The organism is Pseudomonas sp. CGJS7 (assembly GCF_036961695.1).
Window position 1 is genome coordinate 13,157 of the sequence record NZ_JBAMDI010000007.1, and the last position, 22,241, is coordinate 35,397.

The 22,241-nt window shown below is 60.5% G+C and carries 17 protein-coding genes; 2 read left to right on the forward strand and 15 right to left on the reverse strand.

What is annotated here, in order from left to right; genetic code table 11:
• Positions 1 to 49 precede the first annotated feature (49 nt).
• The 15 genes from V7787_RS06480 to mtnA all read right to left on the reverse strand — a co-directional run bounded on the left by V7787_RS06480 (position 50) and on the right by mtnA (position 20,711).
• Positions 50 to 1,471 (reverse strand): O-antigen ligase family protein, encoded by a 1,422-nt coding sequence (locus V7787_RS06480; protein ID WP_336086681.1) that lies wholly within the window; start codon positions 1,469 to 1,471, stop codon positions 50 to 52.
• Positions 1,472 to 1,694: 223 nt separating this feature from the next.
• Complete coding sequence (locus V7787_RS06485) at positions 1,695 to 3,689, reverse strand: polysaccharide biosynthesis protein (RefSeq protein WP_409312275.1); 1,995 nt, start codon at positions 3,687 to 3,689, stop codon at positions 1,695 to 1,697.
• 169 nt (positions 3,690 to 3,858) lie between these two features.
• Positions 3,859 to 5,037, reverse strand: coding sequence for a DegT/DnrJ/EryC1/StrS family aminotransferase (locus tag V7787_RS06490; protein WP_336086683.1), 1,179 nt, complete (start codon positions 5,035 to 5,037; stop codon positions 3,859 to 3,861).
• Between the two features lie 90 nt (positions 5,038 to 5,127).
• Positions 5,128 to 5,754 carry an acetyltransferase gene (locus V7787_RS06495; protein WP_336086685.1) on the reverse strand — a complete coding sequence of 209 codons (627 nt, stop codon included), beginning with the start codon at positions 5,752 to 5,754 and terminating at the stop codon, positions 5,128 to 5,130.
• Positions 5,751 to 6,347 (reverse strand): sugar transferase, encoded by a 597-nt coding sequence (locus V7787_RS06500; protein ID WP_336086687.1) that lies wholly within the window; start codon positions 6,345 to 6,347, stop codon positions 5,751 to 5,753. Before V7787_RS06500 ends, V7787_RS06495 begins: the two co-directional genes overlap by 4 nt.
• Before the next feature lie 225 nt (positions 6,348 to 6,572).
• Positions 6,573 to 8,030 (reverse strand): MBL fold metallo-hydrolase, encoded by a 1,458-nt coding sequence (locus tag V7787_RS06505; RefSeq protein ID WP_336086689.1) that lies wholly within the window; start codon positions 8,028 to 8,030, stop codon positions 6,573 to 6,575.
• Positions 8,031 to 8,132: 102 nt separating this feature from the next.
• Positions 8,133 to 8,396, reverse strand: coding sequence for a lipopolysaccharide assembly protein LapA domain-containing protein (locus tag V7787_RS06510; RefSeq protein ID WP_003260859.1), 264 nt, complete (start codon positions 8,394 to 8,396; stop codon positions 8,133 to 8,135).
• A 19-nt stretch (positions 8,397 to 8,415) separates the two neighbouring features.
• Positions 8,416 to 8,718, reverse strand: coding sequence for an integration host factor subunit beta (gene ihfB, locus V7787_RS06515; protein ID WP_010952810.1), 303 nt, complete (start codon positions 8,716 to 8,718; stop codon positions 8,416 to 8,418).
• Between the two features lie 495 nt (positions 8,719 to 9,213).
• Positions 9,214 to 10,890 (reverse strand): 30S ribosomal protein S1, encoded by a 1,677-nt coding sequence (gene rpsA, locus V7787_RS06520; RefSeq protein WP_003252673.1) that lies wholly within the window; start codon positions 10,888 to 10,890, stop codon positions 9,214 to 9,216.
• Between the two features lie 124 nt (positions 10,891 to 11,014).
• The gene (cmk, locus tag V7787_RS06525; protein ID WP_232968887.1) at positions 11,015 to 11,692 is read right to left on the reverse strand and encodes a (d)CMP kinase; all 678 of its coding nucleotides are present in this window, start codon (positions 11,690 to 11,692) and stop codon (positions 11,015 to 11,017) included.
• Positions 11,693 to 11,697: 5 nt separating this feature from the next.
• The gene (locus tag V7787_RS06530; RefSeq protein ID WP_231114300.1) at positions 11,698 to 13,905 is read right to left on the reverse strand and encodes a bifunctional prephenate dehydrogenase/3-phosphoshikimate 1-carboxyvinyltransferase; all 2,208 of its coding nucleotides are present in this window, start codon (positions 13,903 to 13,905) and stop codon (positions 11,698 to 11,700) included.
• 197 nt (positions 13,906 to 14,102) lie between these two features.
• On the reverse strand, positions 14,103 to 15,197 hold the full coding sequence (pheA, locus tag V7787_RS06535) for a prephenate dehydratase (protein WP_003252669.1): 1,095 nt from the start codon (positions 15,195 to 15,197) through the stop codon (positions 14,103 to 14,105).
• A gap of 1 nt (position 15,198) precedes the next feature.
• On the reverse strand, positions 15,199 to 16,284 hold the full coding sequence (gene serC / locus V7787_RS06540) for a 3-phosphoserine/phosphohydroxythreonine transaminase (protein ID WP_010952806.1): 1,086 nt from the start codon (positions 16,282 to 16,284) through the stop codon (positions 15,199 to 15,201).
• Positions 16,285 to 16,497: 213 nt separating this feature from the next.
• Positions 16,498 to 19,269 (reverse strand): DNA gyrase subunit A, encoded by a 2,772-nt coding sequence (gyrA, locus tag V7787_RS06545; RefSeq protein WP_064492639.1) that lies wholly within the window; start codon positions 19,267 to 19,269, stop codon positions 16,498 to 16,500.
• Between the two features lie 365 nt (positions 19,270 to 19,634).
• Complete coding sequence (gene mtnA, locus V7787_RS06550; RefSeq protein WP_020192573.1) at positions 19,635 to 20,711, reverse strand: S-methyl-5-thioribose-1-phosphate isomerase; 1,077 nt, start codon at positions 20,709 to 20,711, stop codon at positions 19,635 to 19,637.
• A 110-nt stretch (positions 20,712 to 20,821) separates the two neighbouring features.
• Between mtnA and ubiG the strand changes: the two genes are divergently transcribed.
• A complete protein-coding gene (gene ubiG, locus V7787_RS06555; protein ID WP_003252662.1) occupies positions 20,822 to 21,520 on the forward strand; it encodes a bifunctional 2-polyprenyl-6-hydroxyphenol methylase/3-demethylubiquinol 3-O-methyltransferase UbiG in 699 nt (232 codons plus the stop codon).
• A gap of 2 nt (positions 21,521 to 21,522) precedes the next feature.
• The gene (gene mupP / locus V7787_RS06560; RefSeq protein WP_010952803.1) at positions 21,523 to 22,194 is read left to right on the forward strand and encodes an N-acetylmuramic acid 6-phosphate phosphatase MupP; all 672 of its coding nucleotides are present in this window, start codon (positions 21,523 to 21,525) and stop codon (positions 22,192 to 22,194) included.
• Positions 22,195 to 22,241: the final 47 nt, after the last annotated feature.

A 22,241-nucleotide genomic window follows, 5' to 3' on the forward strand; every position in this document is an offset into this window, starting at 1 on the left:
TGCATCGCGCCTGCCGCTCAATTGCGATTCTGCTTCTACTCTCGAGCGCTCAGTGCAAGGGGCGCAGTTCATCCACTTTGCCCAGACCACTCCGCTCGAGCCCGAACAGTCGATTACGGATGATTACCGCACACATGACCATGTAAAGCGTAAACACCGGCTGGCGGAGCATGAAATGGGCGCCGGAGAACACCATCAGGATCACCAGCAAAGTAATCGAGTAGGGATCGCGCGCCTTGATGGCGCCGGCCATCAACCAGAGATACAAGGCGGCAAACAACAGGACTCCCACAATCCCCACCTGGGTCAGCATGTCCAGCAACAGGTTGTGCGCCTCCTGCCTTTGCTCAGGCGAATCCAAGTAGGAAAATGCGCCGGGGCCATGGCCCACGATCGGCGATAGCTTCCACACTTCCAGAGCATGGATCCACAGGGTTTTACGCACGCCGGCCTTGTTAGGGTCCATGCCTATGCCCAGCGCAGAATCGGAACGCCCGAATGTGGGCTGGCCAGGATTGAGTGGATGCTCGACATCTCCAGCCGTTTGCGGCGCAAGCGCCTTGGCACGCTCCAAAATGGTGTATAGGGCAGAACGCTTGCCGTCCGTGCCGTCGTCAGTCTTCTCAGGCTCGTGCGATGCCAGACGCTCGACCATATCCGCCCTCATCGCCTGGAAAAACTGTTGGCCTGGGCCATCGAAGAAAAACTTGAAAGAGCCAAATGCAAGCACGAACGCCGCAAGCATAGTGGCAAAAAACTTCCAGTTCATACGCCCCAGCCACCACCAGGCCATGCCCGTGAGCAACGGTAAGCCGATGCACCACGCCAACAGCAATGCGTCGCTCCTTACGCAGAAACCCAAAAAGAAGAAGAACCACAAGAAGAAGAACTTCTTGAACAGCCGCAAACCCTGCCACTGGGTATTCTGATAGATAGCCGCCAGCCAGATCGGCACCGGTAGCAGGAACAACGCCAGTTGGTTAGGGTTGGTTGACCACGCCGCCACCCGCGATGGATAGAACGTCGTATTGATCTCCAACATGTCAGAAAGCCAGACACTGCCAATCAGGAAGATGAACAGCGGAATGGCCAGTAGCAGCACGGGAATCGTCCCCATGGCCCGAATGAACCGCTGGAACCCCAGCTTGTCCAGATCACCGACGTAAGCCAGTACTATCAAGGTAAAGCCCGCTGCATAGATATAGGCAATCGAAGTGTGGATCGTACCTTCACCCTGCACCTTCCTCACCAGATAGCCGACGATGGCCGTGGCAATGAACGCGAACCAGAACAGCATCAAGGGATGCTTGAGGTTCTGCAGGAAATTCCCGCGCCTGAGGAACACACAGGCCGCCAGCACCACGATGACTTCCCCTATGCCCACCGGCAACCCGGGGAAACGCAGCATGGTTGAAACCGACAGAAATGCGACCAGTGCCGCAATTACAGGTACAACACTACTTTTGTGCATTGGAGAACGGATCCTTTCATCAACGACAAGCGGGATGGCTAACTATCGGAGGGGGGGCGCTTTCACCACGAACATCGCGCCCGAGTATGCCATAGGCCTCAAGGCGCATATTCAGTTCCGTTTCGAATATCGATATCAGCGAAAAAGCTGGCCAGCCGGCTCATTCCAGACAAGGCCCTTGGAGTAGCGTAACGCTCCCAATGGCCTCAACGGGCAGGCGCACTCACGGATCCAGCCGATGCTGCTGGTAGAACCAGTCCACAATCTCGCCATCCGGCTTATATCCACTGACAGAATCACGCAGCAGCTGGCGCACACGTGCATAGTCATCCTGTTCAACCGCAGCGACCAGTTCGCTAAGCGTTGATTTGAGCACCTCCCAAGGCAGGAAGTCTTCATGGGCGCTCATGATCATGGGGTGGGAGGTGGCAATCACGCCATCACCAATCAACAACTCTTCGTACAGTTTTTCACCTGGGCGCAACCCTGTGTATTTGATGGCAACATCACCATGCGGGTTGCGCTCGGAACGCACGCTCAGCCCGGAAAGGTGGATCATTTTTTCCGCCAGCTCGGCAATTTTCACCGGTTCGCCCATATCAAGCACAAAAACGTCGCCGCCACGCCCCATCGAGCCGGCCTGGATCACCAGTTGCGCGGCTTCAGGAATGGTCATGAAGTAGCGCGTGATATTCGGATGTGTAACCGTCAGCGGCCCACCCGACTTGATCTGTTTATGGAACAGCGGAATCACCGATCCTGACGAGCCCAGCACATTACCGAAGCGCACCATGGTAAAGCGTGTCTTGTTTACCTGGGACACGTTATCAACATCCCCCCAAAGCACCGGCGCTGCCTCACGGCTTAGTGCCTGCAACGTCATTTCGGCCAAGCGCTTGGTGCTGCCCATGACGTTGGTCGGGCGTACCGCCTTGTCCGTCGAGATCAGGACGAAGTTGGACACCCCTGCCTGCAGGGCCGCCTGGGCCGTATTTAGTGTACCCATGACATTGTTGAGCACGCCCTCTGCAATGTTGTGCTCAACCATAGGCACATGCTTGTAGGCGGCCGCATGATAGACGGTGTCGACCTTCCAGGCTTTCATAACCTCCAGCAACTTCGCCTCATTGCGTATCGATCCCAGTATCGGTAACAGATTTACCGACAGCGATTCGCAGTTGACACGCTGTTCCAGTTCCGAGTGGATGCTGTAGAGGTTGAACTCACTGTGCTCGAACAGAATCAAGGTTTTGGGCTTTGCTCCCAATATCTGCCGGCACAACTCCGAGCCGATGGACCCCCCCGCCCCCGTTACCATGACGCATTGCCCCTCTATACATCGAGAGAACAGGTCTTTTTGCGCAGGGACCGGGTCACGTCCCAGCAAGTCGGCAATATCCACTTCCTGAATATCGTCAACCTTCACTCGCCCACTGGCCAAGTCCATGAAGCCCGGCACGGTACGCACGTGCAAAGGGAACGATTCGAGATAATTCAGGATTTCACGGCGCCTGCCCCGGGTGGCAGATGGAACGGCCAACAGAATTTCCTGCGCGCCGGTCGAATCGATGAGTTGCTGGATGTGCTTTGGGGTATAGACCTGCAAACCCGCGATGACCCTGCCAGCAAGGCTGCGATCATCATCAATGAAGGCCACCGGGCGCATCTGCCGCCCCATACGCAACGCAACCACCAGCTGATTACCAGCCGAACCGGCGCCGTAGATGGCTACCTTGGGCAGCCCACTACTGCGATTCCCAAATGGCACATGCTGAACAGCGGCGTACCAGTCACCCAGGAAATACTGGCGCATGGCCAAGCGCAACCCCCCGATCATGATCAGGCTCAGCCACCAGTAATTGAAAATGACCGAACGCGGGACGACGGCCTGATGATTGCCAATGGCATAGACAATAACCGCCAGCACCAACGCCGAAAGGCTGACGGCCTTGATGATGGCAATCAGTGCGTCGTTGCCAAAATAACGCATCACCGCACGGTACAAACCGCAACGGACAAACAGGGGAACTGACACGATGGGAGCACAGATGAACAGCCAGCGGTGTTCCTCCAGAGGATTGATAGCCTCTTCGATACCCAGGCGCACCACGAACGCCATCCATAACGCCAACCAAATAAGCAGAACGTCGGAAACAACCTGGATCAGTCGCTTTTTCCTACGCGAAAGCCCTAGCAATAATGCTCGTGCTCTATCCATAATTCCCTCTAAACCCTGGACCTTTACGAACCGTATGAATGCAGTTCGGCCTCTATTATAAGACGTACTTCATTAGTCTTTTTTGGCGGCCTGGCGTTTCCAGCCGTGCGTCCGCACCGCGCAGCCTGGTCGCGCCAGGTAGGCAGAACCGGACGCAAGCCCCGGAAGTTCACTCGCCTTGCGCTTCCTGCATGACCTCACGCAAGACCTGACAGGTCTTGTCGATCTCGATACTGGTCAGTGTCGGGTGCACCATGAACATCAAACTGGTTTCTCCCAGTTGCATGGCTGCCGGCAGACGCGATGCAGGGCGCCATGGGGTGGCGTCAAAAGCCTTTTCCAGATACACCTCAGAGCACGAGCCCGAGAAACATGGCACGCCGCGGGCAACGATCTCATTGAGCACCCGGTCACGTGTCCAACCGGGCTTCAATGCCCCAGGCTCGACAAATACATAGCATTTGTAGGCGGCATGCACGCAATCCTGGGCAATGGCGGGCACACGCAAAGCGGCTTGCTGGCTTGCCACATCCCAGATTCTACGGGCGTTGGCCAACCGTGTTTCTTGCCATTGCTCCATCCTGCGCAGTTGAATGCGCCCCAGCACGCCCTGCACCTCCATCATTCGCCAGTTGGTGCCGAAGCTCTCATGCACCCAGCGAAAACCTGGAGCGTGCTGGCGTTCGTAGACTGCCTCCCAGCTCTTACCATGATCCTTGTACGACCACATGGCCGACCACAAGCTGCGATCATTGGTGGTGACCATTCCGCCTTCGCCACCGGTGGTCATGATCTTGTCCTGACAGAACGACCATGCTCCAACATGCCCGATGGACCCAACCGGGCGCCCTTTGTACCGGGCACCATGGGCTTGGGCGCAGTCTTCGATGACCTTCAGGTCGTGCTGTTCAGCTAACGCCATGATCGGATCCATGTCGCAGGGCCAGCCTGCCAGGTGAACACAGACGATTGCGCGAGTACGGGGGGTGAGCACAGCCTGGATGGTCTGTGCCGTGATGTTCTGGGAATCAAGATCGACGTCGGCAAAAACAGGTGTGGCCCCGGTATTGACGATGCTTGAAACCGAAGCCAAGAAGGTTCGCGAAGTGACAATCACCTCATCGCCTGCACCGATGCCCAACGCCTTGAAGGCGAGATCGAGGGCAACCGTGCCGTTGGACAATGCAATTGCATGGGCACAACCACTCCAGGCGGCAAACTCTTTCTCGAATTCGCGGCATTCCTGCCCTGTCCAGTAGTTGACCTTATTGGACAGAATGACATCACGTACCGCGTTGGCTTCTTCTTCAGTAAAAGACGGCCAGGGAGAAAAAGGAGAGTTCAGCACAGTTCACACCCACCCATTGCAAAATGAAAATTCATAAAATCAAACGCTTACAGTCAATTGAGCCATGCGCTCAGGATAGTCGATTTCAGCTTACCTGGTAGCAAGGGCTTTTGCAGGCACGCCCATTACGCACAGCCCATCCGACACATCGCTTACCACTGCCGCGCCGGCACCAACAACCACGTCGCTGCCGAGGCTGATCATCTGCCGGACACAGGCCCCAATACCGACCCAACTGCGATCGCCCACCCTGACGGCACCGGCCAGCCTGGCACCGGGACTGACATGAACAGCGCTCCCAAGCACACAGTCATGGTCAACGCTACAACCAGTATTGAGGATTGCACCAGAACCGACCCTCGCATCAGCGTTAACCACAACGCCGGCGAAAACCACAGAACCGACACCGATGATCGCATATCGGCTGACACAGGCCATGGGGTGAATCAATGACACCAAAGGTGCTCCGAGCCCCCCCAACGCCTCGAGCTTGGCCTGTCGAACTGCATTGTTGCCAATGGCAACAATCACTCCCTCGTACTGCCCAACCCGGGCGTGCAGCGCCGCCGAGTCACCGACTACGCACCAGCCGCCATTGTAGGTTCGACCTGGCCAGGCGTCGTCATAGAAATCGACCTGATCCCAGCCACAGCACAGCGCGGTATCGGCTACGACCTTGCCATGCCCGCTGGCCCCCAGCACGGCCAACCTCTTCATCGTTTATTGCCTGTGAACTTGGACATTGTGACATTGCCTTCGGCGCTAATGCCTTCTTTAACAACCACCTTTTTTATCGTCATGAACAGGATCTTGAGATCGAGCAGAAAACTTTGGTTGTCGACATACCATACATCGAGTTTGAACTTCTCATCCCAGCTCAACGCATTACGGCCGTTAACCTGGGCCCACCCCGTCACCCCCGGGCGGACTTCATGCCGGCGGCTCTGCTCCTGGCTATACAGCGGCAGGTACTCCATCAGTAAGGGGCGCGGCCCCACCAGGCTCATGTCGCCCTTCAATACGTTCCACAACTCTGGCAGCTCATCTAGGCTGCTTGCGCGTAAAAAACTGCCAAAGGGCGTCATTCGTTCGGCATCGGCAAGCGGTTGGCCATCGCTGCCTACGGCGTCGCGCATGGTTCGAAACTTGATCATTTCAAAGGGCTTGCCATCACGACCAGGACGAACCTGGCGGAACAGCACTGGCGAACCGAGCTTCTTTCGAATGTTCCATGCGACTACAGCCATAACGGGAGAGAGCAGTATGAGAGCGCACAGTGAAGCGCATATATCGATAAACCGCTTTAACATTTAGTTGACTCGGATATTGATGGAGGTGCGTGCACGCATTTAATCCTGTACGGAGGCGCTGGCTACCATTTTTGGTTCGATGAAGCCAACCGCGTATGTCTACCCGAGATTGTTACGCCAATCAAGGTGCCTTGATCAGCCTTTTGGCGTGCGCCGGGAAATGAAGCCGAACAGGTGAAGCCCCACTGACCCTCACGGTACTTAACAGATACCTTGTAGAGCCAGCTATTTCTGATCGACCGTAATTTCAGCTCCCCCGATACGTACATCAACGGTGACCCCTGCTTGCCTATAGCGGGAGAGCAGTACCGCCTGAAGCGTTCTTTTTGCCCCTTGGTCACCATGCACCAGCACCACTTGCCGGGGTGGCGGATCGATTTCGCAGGCATAGCGCACTAGGCCCTGCTGGTCCTTATGACCGGAGTAGCCGGACGATGTCAGCACTTTGGCCCTGATATCATACATCCGCCCATCCAGATCAACCTGCACAAAGCCTTGCGCTCCTTCGCTAGCCTGTATCACCGCCCCCGGCGTCCCCTTAGCCTGGTACCCCACAAACATCACCTCATGCCGCGGATCCCCCAGCATGGCCTTGAGGTAATTGACGATGCGCCCACCCGAACACATGCCATTGCCGGCAATCACGATCGCCGGTCGCCCGGTGCTCTTGAGGTAATTGACCACCTGCTGGTGGCGGGCATGGGTGTCCACACAGATCAGTTGGCTGAAGCCGAGTGGATCGCGCCCTGCTGCAACACGCGCCCTGGCTTCAGCATTCCAGTATTCGTGCAGCTCCCGGTACACGCGGGTGATGCGCTGAGCCAACGGCGAATCGAGGATGATTGGCAACTGTGACCAGTCGATTGGCTCACCGTCCGGAGCCGGGCCGGTAGTGTTCAGCAGGGCTTTGCGGTGCAGAATGTCTTCCAGCTCGTACAACAGCTCCTGCGTGCGACCAAGACTGAATGCAGGAATCAGGAGGGTGCCCTTGTCGGCGAGGGCTCGGTCGATGGCGTCTTCCAGCCGCTGACGGCGGTCGTCTGCCTGCGGGTGCAGGCGGTCGCCGTAGGTGCTTTCCAGCACCAGCACGTCAGCACGCTCCGGGGGCTGCACCGGGCGCAGCAGCGGGTTGCCACAAGCGCCCAGATCGCCAGAAAACACGTACCGGGTGTTGGTTTGCTCATGCTGCATATCGCACTCGACATAAGCGGAACCCAGCAGATGCCCTGCACGCTGCAGGCGAATACGACAGGCAAGACCAGGGCACTCAACCACCGTGTGCCACTGCTCGAAGGGCAGCGGCACGATAAGGTCACGGATGAAATCGAGATAGCGCGCCACCTGCGCAGGCTCGCTGCTGATGCTCAGCTTGTAGGCGTCTTCCAGCACCAGCGGCAGCAGCCGGGCCGAAGGCTCGCTGCACAGGATAGGGCCACGGTAACCCGCTGCCAGCAGCGCAGGGATGCGCCCAACATGGTCGAGATGGACATGGGTGATGACCAGGGCCTGAATACCCTGGATGTCAAAACCGAGGGGGGCGGATTCTGCACCGGGCGGCGCATCACTTCCCTGTTCCAGCCCGCAGTCGACCAGCAAACTGGTGGATGGGCCGAGGTGCAGCTGGTGACAGGACCCGGTGACACCCCGGGTACCACCGTGATGGGAAAGGCTGGGATATTCCATGCTGCGCACACTCGCCTGGACCGAAAATGAAGTGGACTATTACTCCATGACGGCCGACGCATGCATAGGTGAACCTTTCTTTAGTAGGTGTAGGAAATTTCCTTAGTTGCCGTTCAATGCCGCCTGACGAGCAGAAGCCCTGATCTTGCGCTTGCTGCGCTGCACGCCGTAGGCCCCCAGCAACGGCCCGACTGCCAGGCCAATGACCAAGGCAGCCAACACCAGGACAGCAACCGGCATGGCGGGTGCAGCCCAACCGAACAGGACCAATGACACGGTTTGCTGGTTCTCCAGCACGAAGAACAACACCACAGCCGCCAATAGCAGCACGAACACCGCCGCCAGGGCGCGCTTGAGGTTACGCATCAGATTGCTCCTTGTGGAATCAGGTGTGGGCCTCTTCATGCTCGTCTTCATTGACCCGGTCACGCAACTCTTTGCCGGGCTTGAAGTGCGGCACGAACTTGCCTTCGAGGCTGACCGACTGGCCGGTCTTCGGGTTACGGCCTACGCGAGGGGCGCGATAGTGCAGCGAGAAGCTGCCAAAACCGCGGATCTCGATGCGATCGCCGGTAGCCAGGCATTGCGACATCTGCTCAAGCATGGTCTTGATGGCCAGCTCCACATCCTTGGACGAGAGCAGCCCCTGATGGGTGACAATACGTTCGATCAGCTCCGACTTCGTCATATTTTTCCCTTCGTTATCAAGCAGCTAGATCATTGCTTAACCAGTTTGTAGCACGCTGGGAAGGATTTGAACAGGGTGGATCTTGACTTAATAAAAAAATTCAAGATTGAAGTAATTCAAGAATGGTCTACCGCTTAGACAGGCCAGTGGCGCCTGCTTCGCGGGTGAACCCGCTCCTACAACGGCGACATCGGCGTAGGAGCGGGTTTACCCGCGAACACCGGCGAAGTCGGTGCCATCCACCGCGCCGCCTGATTCGCGGGCGAACCCGCTCCTACACTGGCGACATCGGCGTAGGAGCGGGTTTACCCGCGAACACCGGCGAAGCCGGTGCCATCCACCGCGCCGCCTGATTCGCGGGTGAACCCGCTCCTACAACGGGCTTCGCCAGCCTGAAGCTGGCGTGTTCCAGCAGTGCCATCCGCCGCGCCACCTGGTTGCGGAGCAAAAAAAAGGGCGACCCGAGGGTCGCCCTTTTTACCGATCAAACAGAACTCAGTTCTGCTTGGCCATTGCTTCGCGCAGCAGCGCAGCCATGGTGGTGTCGGCAGCAGCTTCCGGAGCGTTTTTCAGGCTCTGGATAGCTTCGCGCTCTTCAGCGTCGTCTTTCGATTTGATCGACAGGCTGATAACGCGGGACTTGCGGTCAACGCTGATGATCTTGGCTTCGATCTCTTCGCCTTCTTTCAGAACGTTACGCGCGTCTTCAACGCGGTCACGGCTGATTTCGGAAGCTTTCAGAGTGGCTTCGATGTCGTCGGCCAGGGTGACGATGGCGCCTTTGGCGTCAACTTCTTTCACGATGCCCTTGACGATAGCGCCCTTGTCATTGACAGCAACGAAGTTGGAGAACGGATCGTCTTCCAGCTGCTTGATGCCCAGGGAGATGCGCTCGCGCTCTGGGTCAACCGACAGGATGACAGTTTCCAGCTCGTCGCCCTTCTTGAAACGACGCACGGCTTCTTCGCCGGTTTCGTTCCAGGAGATGTCGGACAGGTGAACCAGACCGTCGATGCCGCCGTCCAGACCAATGAAGATACCGAAGTCGGTGATCGACTTGATGGTACCGGTGATCTTGTCACCCTTGTTGAACTGGCCGGAGAAGTCTTCCCATGGGTTGGACTTGCACTGCTTGATGCCCAGGGAGATACGACGACGCTCTTCGTCGATGTCCAGAACCATGACTTCCACTTCGTCGCCAACCTGAACGACTTTCGACGGGTGGATGTTCTTGTTGGTCCAGTCCATTTCGGAAACGTGTACCAGACCTTCAACGCCTTCTTCCAGCTCAGCGAAGCAGCCGTAGTCGGTCAGGTTGGTAACGCGAGCCTGTACGCGAGTACCTTCTGGGTAACGGGCAGTGATAGCTACCCACGGATCTTCGCCCATCTGCTTCAGACCCAGCGAAACGCGGTTGCGCTCACGGTCGAACTTCAGAACGCGTACGTCGACTTCGTCGCCAACGTTAACGATTTCCGATGGGTGCTTGATGCGCTTCCAGGCCATGTCGGTGATGTGCAGCAGGCCGTCGATACCGCCCAGGTCCACGAATGCGCCGTAGTCGGTGAGGTTCTTGACGATACCTTTGACTTGCTGGCCTTCCTGCAGGGTTTCCAGCAGGGCTTCGCGCTCGGCGCTGTTCTCGGCTTCCAGCACGCTGCGACGGGAAACGACAACGTTGTTGCGCTTCTGGTCCAGCTTGATGACCTTGAATTCCAGCTCTTTGCCTTCCAGGTGGGTGGTGTCGCGCACTGGGCGGACATCAACCAGGGAGCCCGGCAGGAACGCACGGATGCCGTTAACGTCGACAGTGAAGCCGCCCTTAACCTTACCGTTGATAACGCCCTTGACCACTTCTTCGGCGGCGAAAGCTGCTTCCAGAACAATCCAGCACTCGGCGCGCTTGGCTTTTTCACGGGACAGCTTGGTTTCGCCAAAGCCGTCTTCGACCGCGTCCAGCGCAACGTGAACTTCGTCACCGACCTTGATGGTCAGCTCGCCAGCTTCGTTGTAGAACTGCTCGAGCGGGATGACGCCCTCGGACTTCAGGCCAGCGTGTACGGTAACCCAGTCGCCGTCGATGTCGACAACGATACCGGTGATGATCGCACCCGGCTGAAGATTGAGGGTTTTCAGGCTTTCTTCAAAGAGTTCTGCAAAGCTTTCGCTCATTTTAATTCCTGTAGATTCGGGCGAAACAGACGCCCATAACCACATTCCAGACAATGTGGGTTCGTTTTAAGTAAAGGAAAGCCGGCAGGACGTTGACTGGTGCCCCTGCCTGCTTTCCTGGCTATCAGATAAGGTCGCGCTGGGCGATCTCGCTTCTGATACGTTGCAACACCTGCTCGATGGACAACTCGGTAGAGTCCAACTGAATGGCATCGGCCGCTGGTTTCAGCGGGGCCACTGCACGTTGGGTGTCGCGCTCATCACGCGCACGAATCTCATCCAGCAGACTCGACAGACTAACATCTTCACCCTTGCCCTTCAACTGCAGGTAGCGGCGACGTGCGCGCTCCTCCGCGCTGGCGGTGAGGAAGACCTTCAATGGCGCATCCGGGAACACCACGGTACCCATGTCGCGACCGTCAGCAATCAGCCCCGGCACTTCGCGGAACTCACGCTGACGGACCAGCAGCGCTTCACGCACTGCCGGCAGCGAGGCCACCATCGATGCACCGGCACCGACGGTTTCGGTACGGATGACGTTGCTGACGTCCTCACCCTCAAGGATGATCTGTTGTAGCTTACCGGGCTCGGCAGCGATGAACTGCACATCCAGATGGGCGGCAAGCTTGGTCAGCAGCTCTTCGTTGGTCAGGTCGACGCCGTGGTTGCTGGCATTGAATGCCAGCAAGCGATACAGCGCGCCGGAGTCCAGCAGCTTCCATCCCAGCTCGCGGGCAATCAGCCCGGCGACCGTGCCCTTGCCCGAGCCGCTTGGCCCGTCGATGGTGATAACCGGTGCCATTGAATTCACGACTTGCCCTCTTCTGCCACGCGAATCCCCACTTCGGCGCACAGCGCCAGGAAGTTGGGGAACGAGGTGGCGACGTTGGCGCAGTCGTGAATGCGAATCGGCGCACTGGCGCGCAGCGAAGCCACGCTGAAGGCCATGGCGATGCGGTGGTCACCATGCCCATGCACTTCGCCGCCGCCCATCTGGCCGCCGTCGATGATGATGCCGTCCGGGGTCGGCTCGCACTTGATGCCCAAGGTGGTGAGGCCATCGGCCATCACCTGGATACGATCGGACTCCTTCACCCGCAGCTCTTCGGCGCCACGCAGCACGGTACGCCCTTCAGCGCAGGCAGCGGCCACGAACAAGACCGGGAATTCGTCGATGGCCAGCGGCACCAACGCTTCAGGAATGTCGATACCCTTCAGCTTGGCACCGCGCACACGCAGGTCAGCCACGGGTTCGCCACCCACTTCACGCTGGTTTTCCAGGGTGATGTCGCCGCCCATCAGGCGCAGGATGTCGATCACGCCAGTACGGGTCGGGTTGATGCCGACATGCTCCAGCACCAGCTCGGAGCCTTCAGCGATAGAGGCTGCGACCAGGAAGAACGCTGCCGAGGAAATGTCAGCCGGCACTTCGATCCGGGTAGCGGTCAGCTTGCCACCGGACTGCAGCGAGGCCACCGGGCCATTGCTGTCGACCGAATAGCCAAAACCGCGCAACATGCGCTCGGTGTGGTCACGGGTAGGCGCAGGCTCGGTGACAGTGGTCTTGCCTTCGGCGTACAGGCCGGCCAGCAGCAGGCAGGATTTGACCTGGGCGCTAGCCATCGGCAGCGTGTAGGTCAACCCTTTGAGCTTGTGGCCACCGCGGATGGTCAGCGGCGGGCGGCCGTCCGGGCCGGTCTCGACCACAGCACCCATTTCGCGCAGCGGGTTGGCCACACGGTTCATCGGGCGCTTGGACAGCGAGGCGTCGCCGGTCATGGTGACATCGAACGGCTGACCGGCCAGCAGGCCCGACAGCAGGCGCATCGAAGTACCGGAGTTACCTACGTACAGCGGCCCTGGTGGCGGCTTCAGGCCATGCAGGCCCACGCCGTGAATGGTCACACGACCGTGGTTGGGGCCTTCGATGACCACACCCATGTCACGGAATGCCTGCAGGGTCGCCAGCGCATCTTCGCCTTCGAGGAAGCCTTCGACCTCGGTAGTACCTTCGGCCAGCGAGCCGAGCATGATCGAGCGATGGGAAATCGACTTGTCGCCCGGTACACGGATCCGCCCGTTCAGGCGGCCACCCGGTTGGGCCTGGAAAATCAGATCGTTGGCGTTCATAGCGTCCACATAGGCCCGGCGGGCCAGGATTTTACTGAAATGCTCGCGGGCAACCCGTGCGCGGGTGAATACACCCAGCAGCTGGTGCCCATCCCCTTCAGCGATCGCGTCGCGCAGGGCGTCGAGATCACTGCGAAATGTATCAAGCGTGCGCAGGACAGCGTCGCGGTTGGCGAGGAAGATGTCATGCCACATGGTCGGATCGCTGCCGGCGATTCTCGTGAAATCGCGGAACCCACCCGCAGCGTACCGGAAGATCTCGAGGTTTTCATTGCGTTTGGCCAGTGAGTCGACCAGGCCAAAGGCCAGCAGGTGTGGCAGATGGCTGGTGGCGGCCAGTACTTCGTCATGGCGCTCGACCGACATGTGCTCCACATCGGCATCCAGCGCACGCCACAGGCGGTCAACCAGGGCCAGCGCGGCGGGGTCGGTTTCGGCCAGCGGCGTGAGGATGACCTTGTGCCGACGGAACAAGGTGGCATTGGACGCCTCTACCCCGCTCTGCTCGGAACCGGCGATGGGGTGGCCCGGGACGAAGCGCGGCAGGCGGGCACCGAAGACGGCACGCGCCTCACGCACGACGTTGCCCTTGGCGCTACCGACGTCGGTGATGATCGCATCACCCAGGTCGAGCAGGGCCAGGCGCGCGAGGACTTTTTCCATGGCCAGGATCGGTACGGCCAGCTGGATGACATCGGCGCCCACACAAGCGGCGGCAAGGTCTTCTTCGCAGCGGTCGACCACGCCCAGGGCCACGGCCTGCTTGCGCGAGGGGGCATCCAGGTCGACACCGACCACTTCGCGGCACAGGCCGCTTTCACGCAGGCCCTTGGCGAACGAGCCGCCGATCAGGCCGAGACCGACCACGACCAGGCGGTCGATGATGGGCGCGGGTTTGGTTTTTGCTGCATTTACCACTGGTGCGAACCCTGTTCTGAAATCTAGGTAGCCTGTGAGGGCCATTGGGGCCGCGGCGCGGCCCTTCGCGGGCTAGCCCGCTCCCACAGAGATCGGCATCACATGCTCACTGTGGGAGCGGGCTAGCCCGCGAAGGGCTGCAAGGCAGCCCCAAGGCCCCTGAATCAAAGCACCGCCTTCGGATAAGAGCCCAGCACCTTCAGCGCCACAGCCTCCTGGCTGATCTGCTCGAGCACCGCCTTGATCAGCGGGTCGCGGTGGTGGCCGACGAAGTCGATGAAGAACACGTAGGTCCACTTGCCGCTGCGCGACGGGCGGGTCTCGATACGGGTCAGGTCGATGCCGTTCTGATAGAACGGCACCAGCAACTCATGCAACGCACCTGGCTTGTTGCTCATCGAAACGATGATCGAGGTCTTGTCGTCGCCGGTCGGCGGTACTTCCTGGTTACCGATCATCAGGAAGCGCGTGGAGTTGTCCGGGCGGTCTTCGATCTTCTCGGCCAGACGGGTCAAGCCGTACAGGTTGGCCGCCATATCGCCGGCGATCGCCGCCGAGTTCCACTCACCCTTGACCCGCTTGGCCGCTTCGGCATTGCTCGATACGGCCACGCGCTCCACGTTCGGGTAGTGCGCGTCCAGCCACTTTCGGCACTGGGCCAGCGACTGGGCGTGGGAGTAGATGCGGGTGATGCTGTCGGTCTTGGTGTTCTCGCCCACCAGCAGGTGGTGGTGGATACGCAGCTCGACCTCACCGCAAATCACCATGTCATGCTCGAGGAAGCTGTCCAGGGTGTGGCTGACCGCACCTTCAGTGGAGTTTTCCACCGGCACCACACCGAAGTTGACGGCACCGGCCGCCACTTCACGGAACACTTCGTCGATGGCCGCCATCGGCCGACTGATCACCGCGTGGCCAAAGTGCTTCATGGCCGCCGCCTGGGTGAAGGTGCCTTCAGGGCCGAGGTAGGCGATTTTCAGCGGCTCTTCCAGGGCCAGGCACGACGACATGATTTCGCGGAACAGCCGCGCCATCTCTTCGTTGCCCAGCGGGCCCTTGTTGCGTTCCATCACGCGCTTGAGCACCGCAGCTTCACGCTCGGGACGGTAGAACACCGGCTTCTCGCCTTCTTTCAGCGAGGCCGTCTTGACCCGGGCCACTTCTTCGGCGCAGCGGGCGCGGTCACTGATCAGCTCGAGGATTTTCTCGTCGAGGCTGTCGATGCGCACGCGCAGCGCCTTGAGCTCCTGTTCGGACATGTCAGCCATGCTCCTTCTCGAATTCAGCCATGTAGCCTACCAGCGCTTCTACCGCTTCCAGGCCCAGGGCGTTGTAGATGGAGGCGCGCATGCCGCCAACCGAACGGTGGCCCTTGAGGTTGAGCAGGCCACGCGCGTCGGCGCCAGCGAGGAAGGCCTTGTCCAGGCGCTCGTCAGCCAGGCGGAACGGCACGTTCATCCACGAACGGGCGTTGACGCTGATCGGGTTGGTGTAGAACTCGCTGCGGTCGATGAAGCCGTAAAGGCGGTCTTTCTTGGCACGGTTGCGCTGCTCCATGGCCTCGACACCGCCCTGCTCTTTCAGCCACTCGAAGACCAGGCCCGAGAGGTACCAGGAGTAGGTGGCCGGGGTGTTGTACATCGAGCCGTTGTCAGCCGAAACCTTGTAGTCGAGCATGGTCGGGCAGCTGCTGCGGGCATGGCCCAACAGGTCTTCGCGCACGATCACCACCACCAGGCCGCTTGGGCCGATATTCTTCTGCGCGCCGGCGTAGATCAGGCCGAACTGCGACACATCGATCGGGCGCGAGAGGATGTCGGACGACATATCGACCACCAGCGGCACGTCACCGGTTTGCGGCACCCAGTCAAACTGCAGGCCACCGATGGTCTCGTTGGACGCATAGTGCACGTAGGCTGCGTTTTTGGTCAGGTTCCACTCGTTCTGGCCGGGGATGGCCAGGTAGTCGTAAGGCTTGGCAGTGGCGGCGACGTTGACGTTGCCGAAACGGCGCGCTTCCTCGATGGCCTTTTTCGACCAGATACCGGTTTCGATGTAGTCGGCCGTGCCGTTTTCCGGCAGCAGGTTCAGCGGGATTTCAGCGAACTGCTGGCTGGCGCCCCCTTGCAGGAACAGCACCTTGTAGTTGGAGGGGACGGACAGCAGGTCACGCAGGTCCTGCTCGGCCTTTTCGGCGATGGCCACGTAATCGTCGCTGCGATGGCTCATTTCCATCACCGACAACCCCTTGCCACGCCAGTCCAGCATCTCGGCCTGTGCGCGCTGCAGGACAGCGTCAGGAAGCGCGGCAGGGCCTGCGCAGAAGTTAAAGGCTCGTTTGCTCACATCCACTCTCGCTCTGCCAAATAGAACAAAAACTATCACATGGGTTAGCAGCGACCCTGCGGGAGCGGGCGAGCCCGCGAACACCGGCAAAGCCGGTGCCATCTACCGCAGTGTCTGCTTCGCGGGCATGCCCGCTCCCACAAGGCCGGGCTTTGCCAGCTGTTATCAGTCAAACGGGGCGACCTTGGTCGCCCCGCTCGGGTTTACGCTTGCTTACTCTTGCGGGGCCTCGTCGGCACCTGCAGCTTCTTCATTTTCATTGTCTGGCGCTACAGCCTCGACCCCCTCCTCGTCCGTCTCGATCACTGCATCGAGTTCGTCCTCGGACGGCTCCTGGATACGCTCCAGGCCCACCAGTGTCTCATCGGCCGCCAGCTTGATCAGCGTAACGCCCTGGGTGTTGCGGCTGAGGCTGGACACCTCGCCAACCCGGGTGCGAACTAGCGTGCCCTGGTCGGAAATCAGCATGATCTCCTCGCCTTCCTGCACCTGGATCGCCCCGATCAGCAGGCCGTTGCGCCCTTTGGTACCCATGGCGATCACACCCTGGCCACCGCGGCCGCGACGCGGGAACTTGGACAACGGGGTGCGCTTGCCAAAGCCACGCTCGGAGGCGGTGAGGATCTGCGAGCCGGACTCCGGGATCAGCATCGAAATGATCCGCTGGCCTTTGCCCAGCTTCATGCCGCGCACACCACGGGCGTTGCGGCCCATTTCACGCACGACGCTCTCGGCAAAGCGAATGACCTTGCCAGCGTCGGAGAACATCATGACTTCCTTGGCGCCATCGGTGATGGCCGCGGCAATCAGGGTGTCCCCTTCCTTCAGCTTCAGGGCGATCAGGCCGTTGGAGCGCGGACGGGCGAACTGCACCAGCGGGGTCTTCTTGACGGTACCGGAAGCGGTCGCCATGAAGATGTACGCACCGGTCGGCTCTGCAACCCACTCCGGGGTGTCGCCGTCTTCTTCGTCGACTTCCTCGGCCTCTACCAGCTCACCCTCGAGCACGGTGTCTTCAGCCTCGTCCAGTTCTTCGTCGAGGTCGGCGTTCTGCTGCAGTGCTTCGAGGTCGATCTGCAGCATGGCGGTGATGCGCTCACCCTCCTCCAGCGGCAGCAGGTTGACCAGCGGACGACCGCGGGCAGCGCGGGACGCTTCGGGGATTTCGTAGGTCTTCTTCCAGTAAACCTTGCCCTTGCTGGAGAACAGCAACAGGGTGGCATGGCTGTTGGCGACCAGCAGGTGCTCGATGTAGTCCTCGTCCTTCACGCCGGTCGCCGACTTGCCTTTGCCGCCGCGGCGCTGGGCCTGGTAGGCGGACAATGGCTGGGTCTTGGCATAACCACCATGGGAGATGGTGACCACGCGCTCTTCTTCCGGGATCATGTCGCCGTAGTTGAGGTCGTGGCTGGCATTGAGGATTTCGGTGCGGCGCACATCGCCGTACTCGGCACGGATGGCCTCCAGCTCCTCGCGAATCACTTCCATCAGGCGCTCGGCGCTGCTGAGGATGCGGATCAACTCGCCAATCTGCTCGAGGATTTCCTGGTACTCGGCCAGCAGCTTCTCGTGCTCCAGGCCGGTCAGGCGGTGCAGGCGCAGGTCGAGAATGGCCTGGGCCTGTTCCGGCGACAGGAAGTACTTGCCGTCATGCAGGCCGTACTGCTCCGGCAGGTCCTCAGGGCGGCAGGAATCGGCGCCGGCGCGCTCGACCATGACCTGCACGGCACTGGATTCCCACGGCGTGGAGACCAGGGCTTCCTTGGCTTCGGACGGCGTCGGCGAGGCCTTGATCAGGGCAATGACCGGGTCGATGTTGGACAGCGCAACCGCCTGGCCTTCAAGGATATGGCCACGTTCACGGGCCTTGCGCAGCTCGAATACGGTACGGCGGGTCACCACTTCACGGCGGTGGCGGACGAACGCTTCGAGCAGGTCCTTGAGGTTGAGCAGGCGCGGACGGCCGTCGACCAGGGCCACCACGTTGATGCCGAATACGCTCTGCAGCTGGGTTTGCTGGTAGAGGTTGTTGAGCACCACCTCCGGCACCTCGCCGCGACGCAGCTCGATGACGATGCGCATGCCGTCCTTGTCGGACTCGTCGCGCAGCTCGGTGATGCCTTCGATCTTCTTCTCTTTGACCAGCTCGGCGATCTTTTCGATCAGGCGCGCCTTGTTCAGCTGGTACGGCAGCTCGGTGATCACGATCTGCTGGCGGCCGCCAACCTTGTCGATGTCCTCGATCTCGGAGCGGGCGCGCATGTAGATGCGGCCACGGCCGGTGCGATAGGCCTCGATGATGCCCTGGCGACCGTTGATGATGCCGGCAGTCGGGAAGTCCGGACCAGGGATGAACTGCATCAGCTCATCGATGGTGACTTCAGGGTTGTCGATGAGCGCCAGGCAGCCATCGATGACCTCGCCGAGGTTATGCGGCGGAATGTTGGTCGCCATGCCCACGGCAATACCGCTGGAACCGTTGACCAGCAGGTTGGGAATACGCGTCGGCATGACCGCCGGGATCTGCTCGGTGCCGTCGTAGTTGGGCACCCAGTCGACGGTTTCCTTGTGCAGGTCGGCCAGCAGTTCGTGGGCCAGTTTGGTCATGCGCACTTCGGTGTATCGCATGGCGGCAGCGTTGTCGCCGTCCACCGAACCGAAGTTGCCCTGGCCGTCGACCAGCAGGTAGCGCAACGAGAACGGCTGGGCCATACGCACGATGGTGTCGTAGACCGCAGTGTCGCCGTGCGGGTGGTACTTACCGATCACGTCACCGACCACACGGGCGGATTTCTTGTACGGCTTGTTCCAGTCGTTGCCCAGTTCGCTCATCGCATAGAGAACGCGGCGATGCACGGGCTTCAAGCCGTCACGCGCATCGGGCAGCGCTCGCCCGACAATCACGCTCATCGCGTAGTCGAGGTAAGACTGTCTCAGTTCGTCTTCGATATTGACCGGGAGGATTTCTTTGGCCAGTTCGCCCATGAGAAGCCTGATTCCTTTTTCTGGTGAAACTTCGCAGCTCCATCAAGGGCCGAACGAAGCTCGCCGCCGCAGCGCATAAGGGTGCGACGACTTACGACAAATCAATGAGTTGTGCCATGGATCTGCGCAATGAAGGCCGCCGTGATGGGCGGTCTTGGAAACTGCCGGATGTTATCACAAACGCGGGGGCGGTGGGGAGAGGTGGCAGTTGGTCTCAGCCGCGTTTGAAACCTGGTTTCTGTATTGCCTGCACCGGCCTCTTCGCGGGCTCGCCCGCTCCCACAGGTTCACCACAGCCCTAAGGCCATGCGATATCCCTGTGGGAGCGGGCAAGCCCGCGAAAAGGCCGGTGAGGCGATACAAAATCAGTGCAGGCGCTTGCGGCAAACCAGCTGAGCCAGCTTGGCAGCATCCGGGCGCTCGACGATGCCGCGCTCGGTCACGATCACATCGATCAGGTCGGCCGGCGTCACATCGAACACCGGGTTGAACACCTCGACACCCGGCGACACCCGGGTACCGCCGAAGTCCAGCCACTCGTCGGCGTCACGCTCCTCCAGCGGGATATCCTCACCCGTGGCCAGGTTCAGGTCGATGCTGGTGCTCGGCGCCACGACCATGAAGCGCACGCCATGGTGCATGGCACTGACGGCCAGCTGATAGGTGCCGATCTTGCCGGCCATGTCGCCATTGGCAGCGATGCAGTCCGCCCCCACCACCACCCAGGTGATGCCCTTGGTCTTCATGAGGTGGGCCAGCGCCGAGTCGGCACAAAGGGTCACCGGGATGCCCTCGTTGGCCAGCTCCCAGCCGGTCAGGCGCGAGCCCTGCAGCCAAGGGCGAGTTTCACCGGCATAAACCCGCTCGACCATGCCTTCCAGGTAGCCGGCACGGATCACCCCCAGTGCGGTGCCAAAGCCACCACTGGCAAGGGCGCCGGCGTTGCCAAAGGTGAGCAGGGCCTGGGCATTGCCCTGATGGCGACGGATCAGCTCGATACCCTGCTGGGCCATGGTCAGGTTGGCCTCACGGTCGCTGTCGTGAATGGCCACCGCTTCGGCCTCCAGCGCTGCCAGAACGTCTTCTTCCGGCCGCAGGCGCTGCAGGCGCTCGCGCATGCGGTTCAGCGCCCAGAACAAGTTGGCGGCAGTAGGGCGCGCCTCGGCGAGGGTGAGAAAGTCGTCTTCAAGGTCCATTTCCCAATCGCCGCCTTCGGCCAGCCGCTCTTCAAGGGCCAGTACCAGGCCGTAAGCTGCGGCAATACCGATCGCCGAGGCGCCGCGCACTGCCATGTCACGGATGGCTGCGGCCACCTGCGCAACATTGTCGCAGGCCAGCCAACGCTCCTCCGACGGCAGCAGGCGCTGGTCGAGCAGGTGCAAGGCGCCGCCCTGCCAGCGGATCGCGGTCACCTTCTCCGCCGCCAAAAGTCGCTCGCGCATCGCCTCTCCCCGTCATTCGGATATCAAAAACCGGCGATTATAGCGACCCTCGCGGCCAAGCGCTCGGGTATACTCCGGCGCAATTTTGCGAAGTTTCAGAGGACTGTTCAATGAGCAACGTCGACCGCGCCGAAATCGCCAAGTTCGAAGCGCTGGCCCACCGCTGGTGGGACCGCGAAAGCGAGTTCAAGCCGCTGCACGAAATCAACCCGCTGCGCGTCAACTGGATCGACGAGCGCGTCAGCCTGGCCGGCAAGAAAGTGCTGGACGTGGGTTGCGGTGGCGGCATCCTCAGCGAAGCCATGGCCCTGCGCGGCGCCACGGTCACCGGTATCGACATGGGCGAGGCGCCACTGGCGGTGGCTCAGTTGCACCAGCTGGAGTCCGGCGTGCAGGTGGAATACCGGCAGATCACCGCCGAAGCCCTGGCCGAGGAAATGCCTGAACAGTTCGACGTGGTCACCTGCCTGGAAATGCTCGAGCACGTGCCCGACCCGTCTTCGGTGATTCGCGCCTGCTACCGCATGGTCAAGCCTGGCGGCCAGGTGTTCTTCTCCACCATCAACCGCAACCCCAAGGCCTACCTGCTGGCCATCGTCGGCGCCGAGTACATCCTGAAGATGCTGCCGCGCGGCACCCATGACTTCAAGAAGTTCATCCGCCCGTCCGAGCTGGGCGCCTGGAGCCGCGATGCCGGCCTGCAGGTGAAGGACATCATCGGCCTCACCTACAACCCGCTGACCAAGCACTACAAGCTCAACAGCGACGTCGACGTCAACTACATGATCCAGACCCTGCGCGAGGAATAAGCATGCGTTTGCGAGCAGTACTCTTCGACATGGACGGCACCTTGCTGGACACGGCGCCGGACTTCATCGCCATTTGCCAGGCCATGCTCGCCGAACGCGGGCTGCCGGCCGTTGACGACAACCTGATCCGTGGCGTGATCTCGGGTGGCGCCCGCGCCATGGTTGCCACTGCGTTCGCCATGGACCCGGAGGCTGACGGCTTCGAGGCCCTGCGCCTGGAGTTCCTCGAGCGTTACCAGCGCGACTGCGCGGTGCACAGCAAGCTGTTCGAGGGCATGGCCGAGCTGCTGGCCGACATCGAGAAAGGCAACCTGCTGTGGGGCGTCGTCACCAACAAGCCGGTGCGCTTCGCCGAGCCGATCATGCAGCAACTGGGCCTGGCCGAGCGTTCGGCGTTGCTGATCTGCCCGGACCACGTGAAAAACAGCAAACCCGACCCCGAGCCGCTGATCCTGGCCTGCAAAACGCTGAACCTGGACCCGGCCAGTGTGCTGTTCGTTGGCGACGACCTGCGCGACATCGAGTCTGGCCGCGACGCAGGTACCCGCACGGCGGCGGTGCGCTACGGCTATATTCATCCAGAGGACAACCCCAACAACTGGGGTGCCGACGTGGTGGTGGACCACCCGCTGGAACTGCGCAAAGTGATCGACAGCGCGCTGTGCGGGTGCTGAACCCAGACCGATGACCGGGCACCGCCTTTTGTAGGAGCGGGTTCACC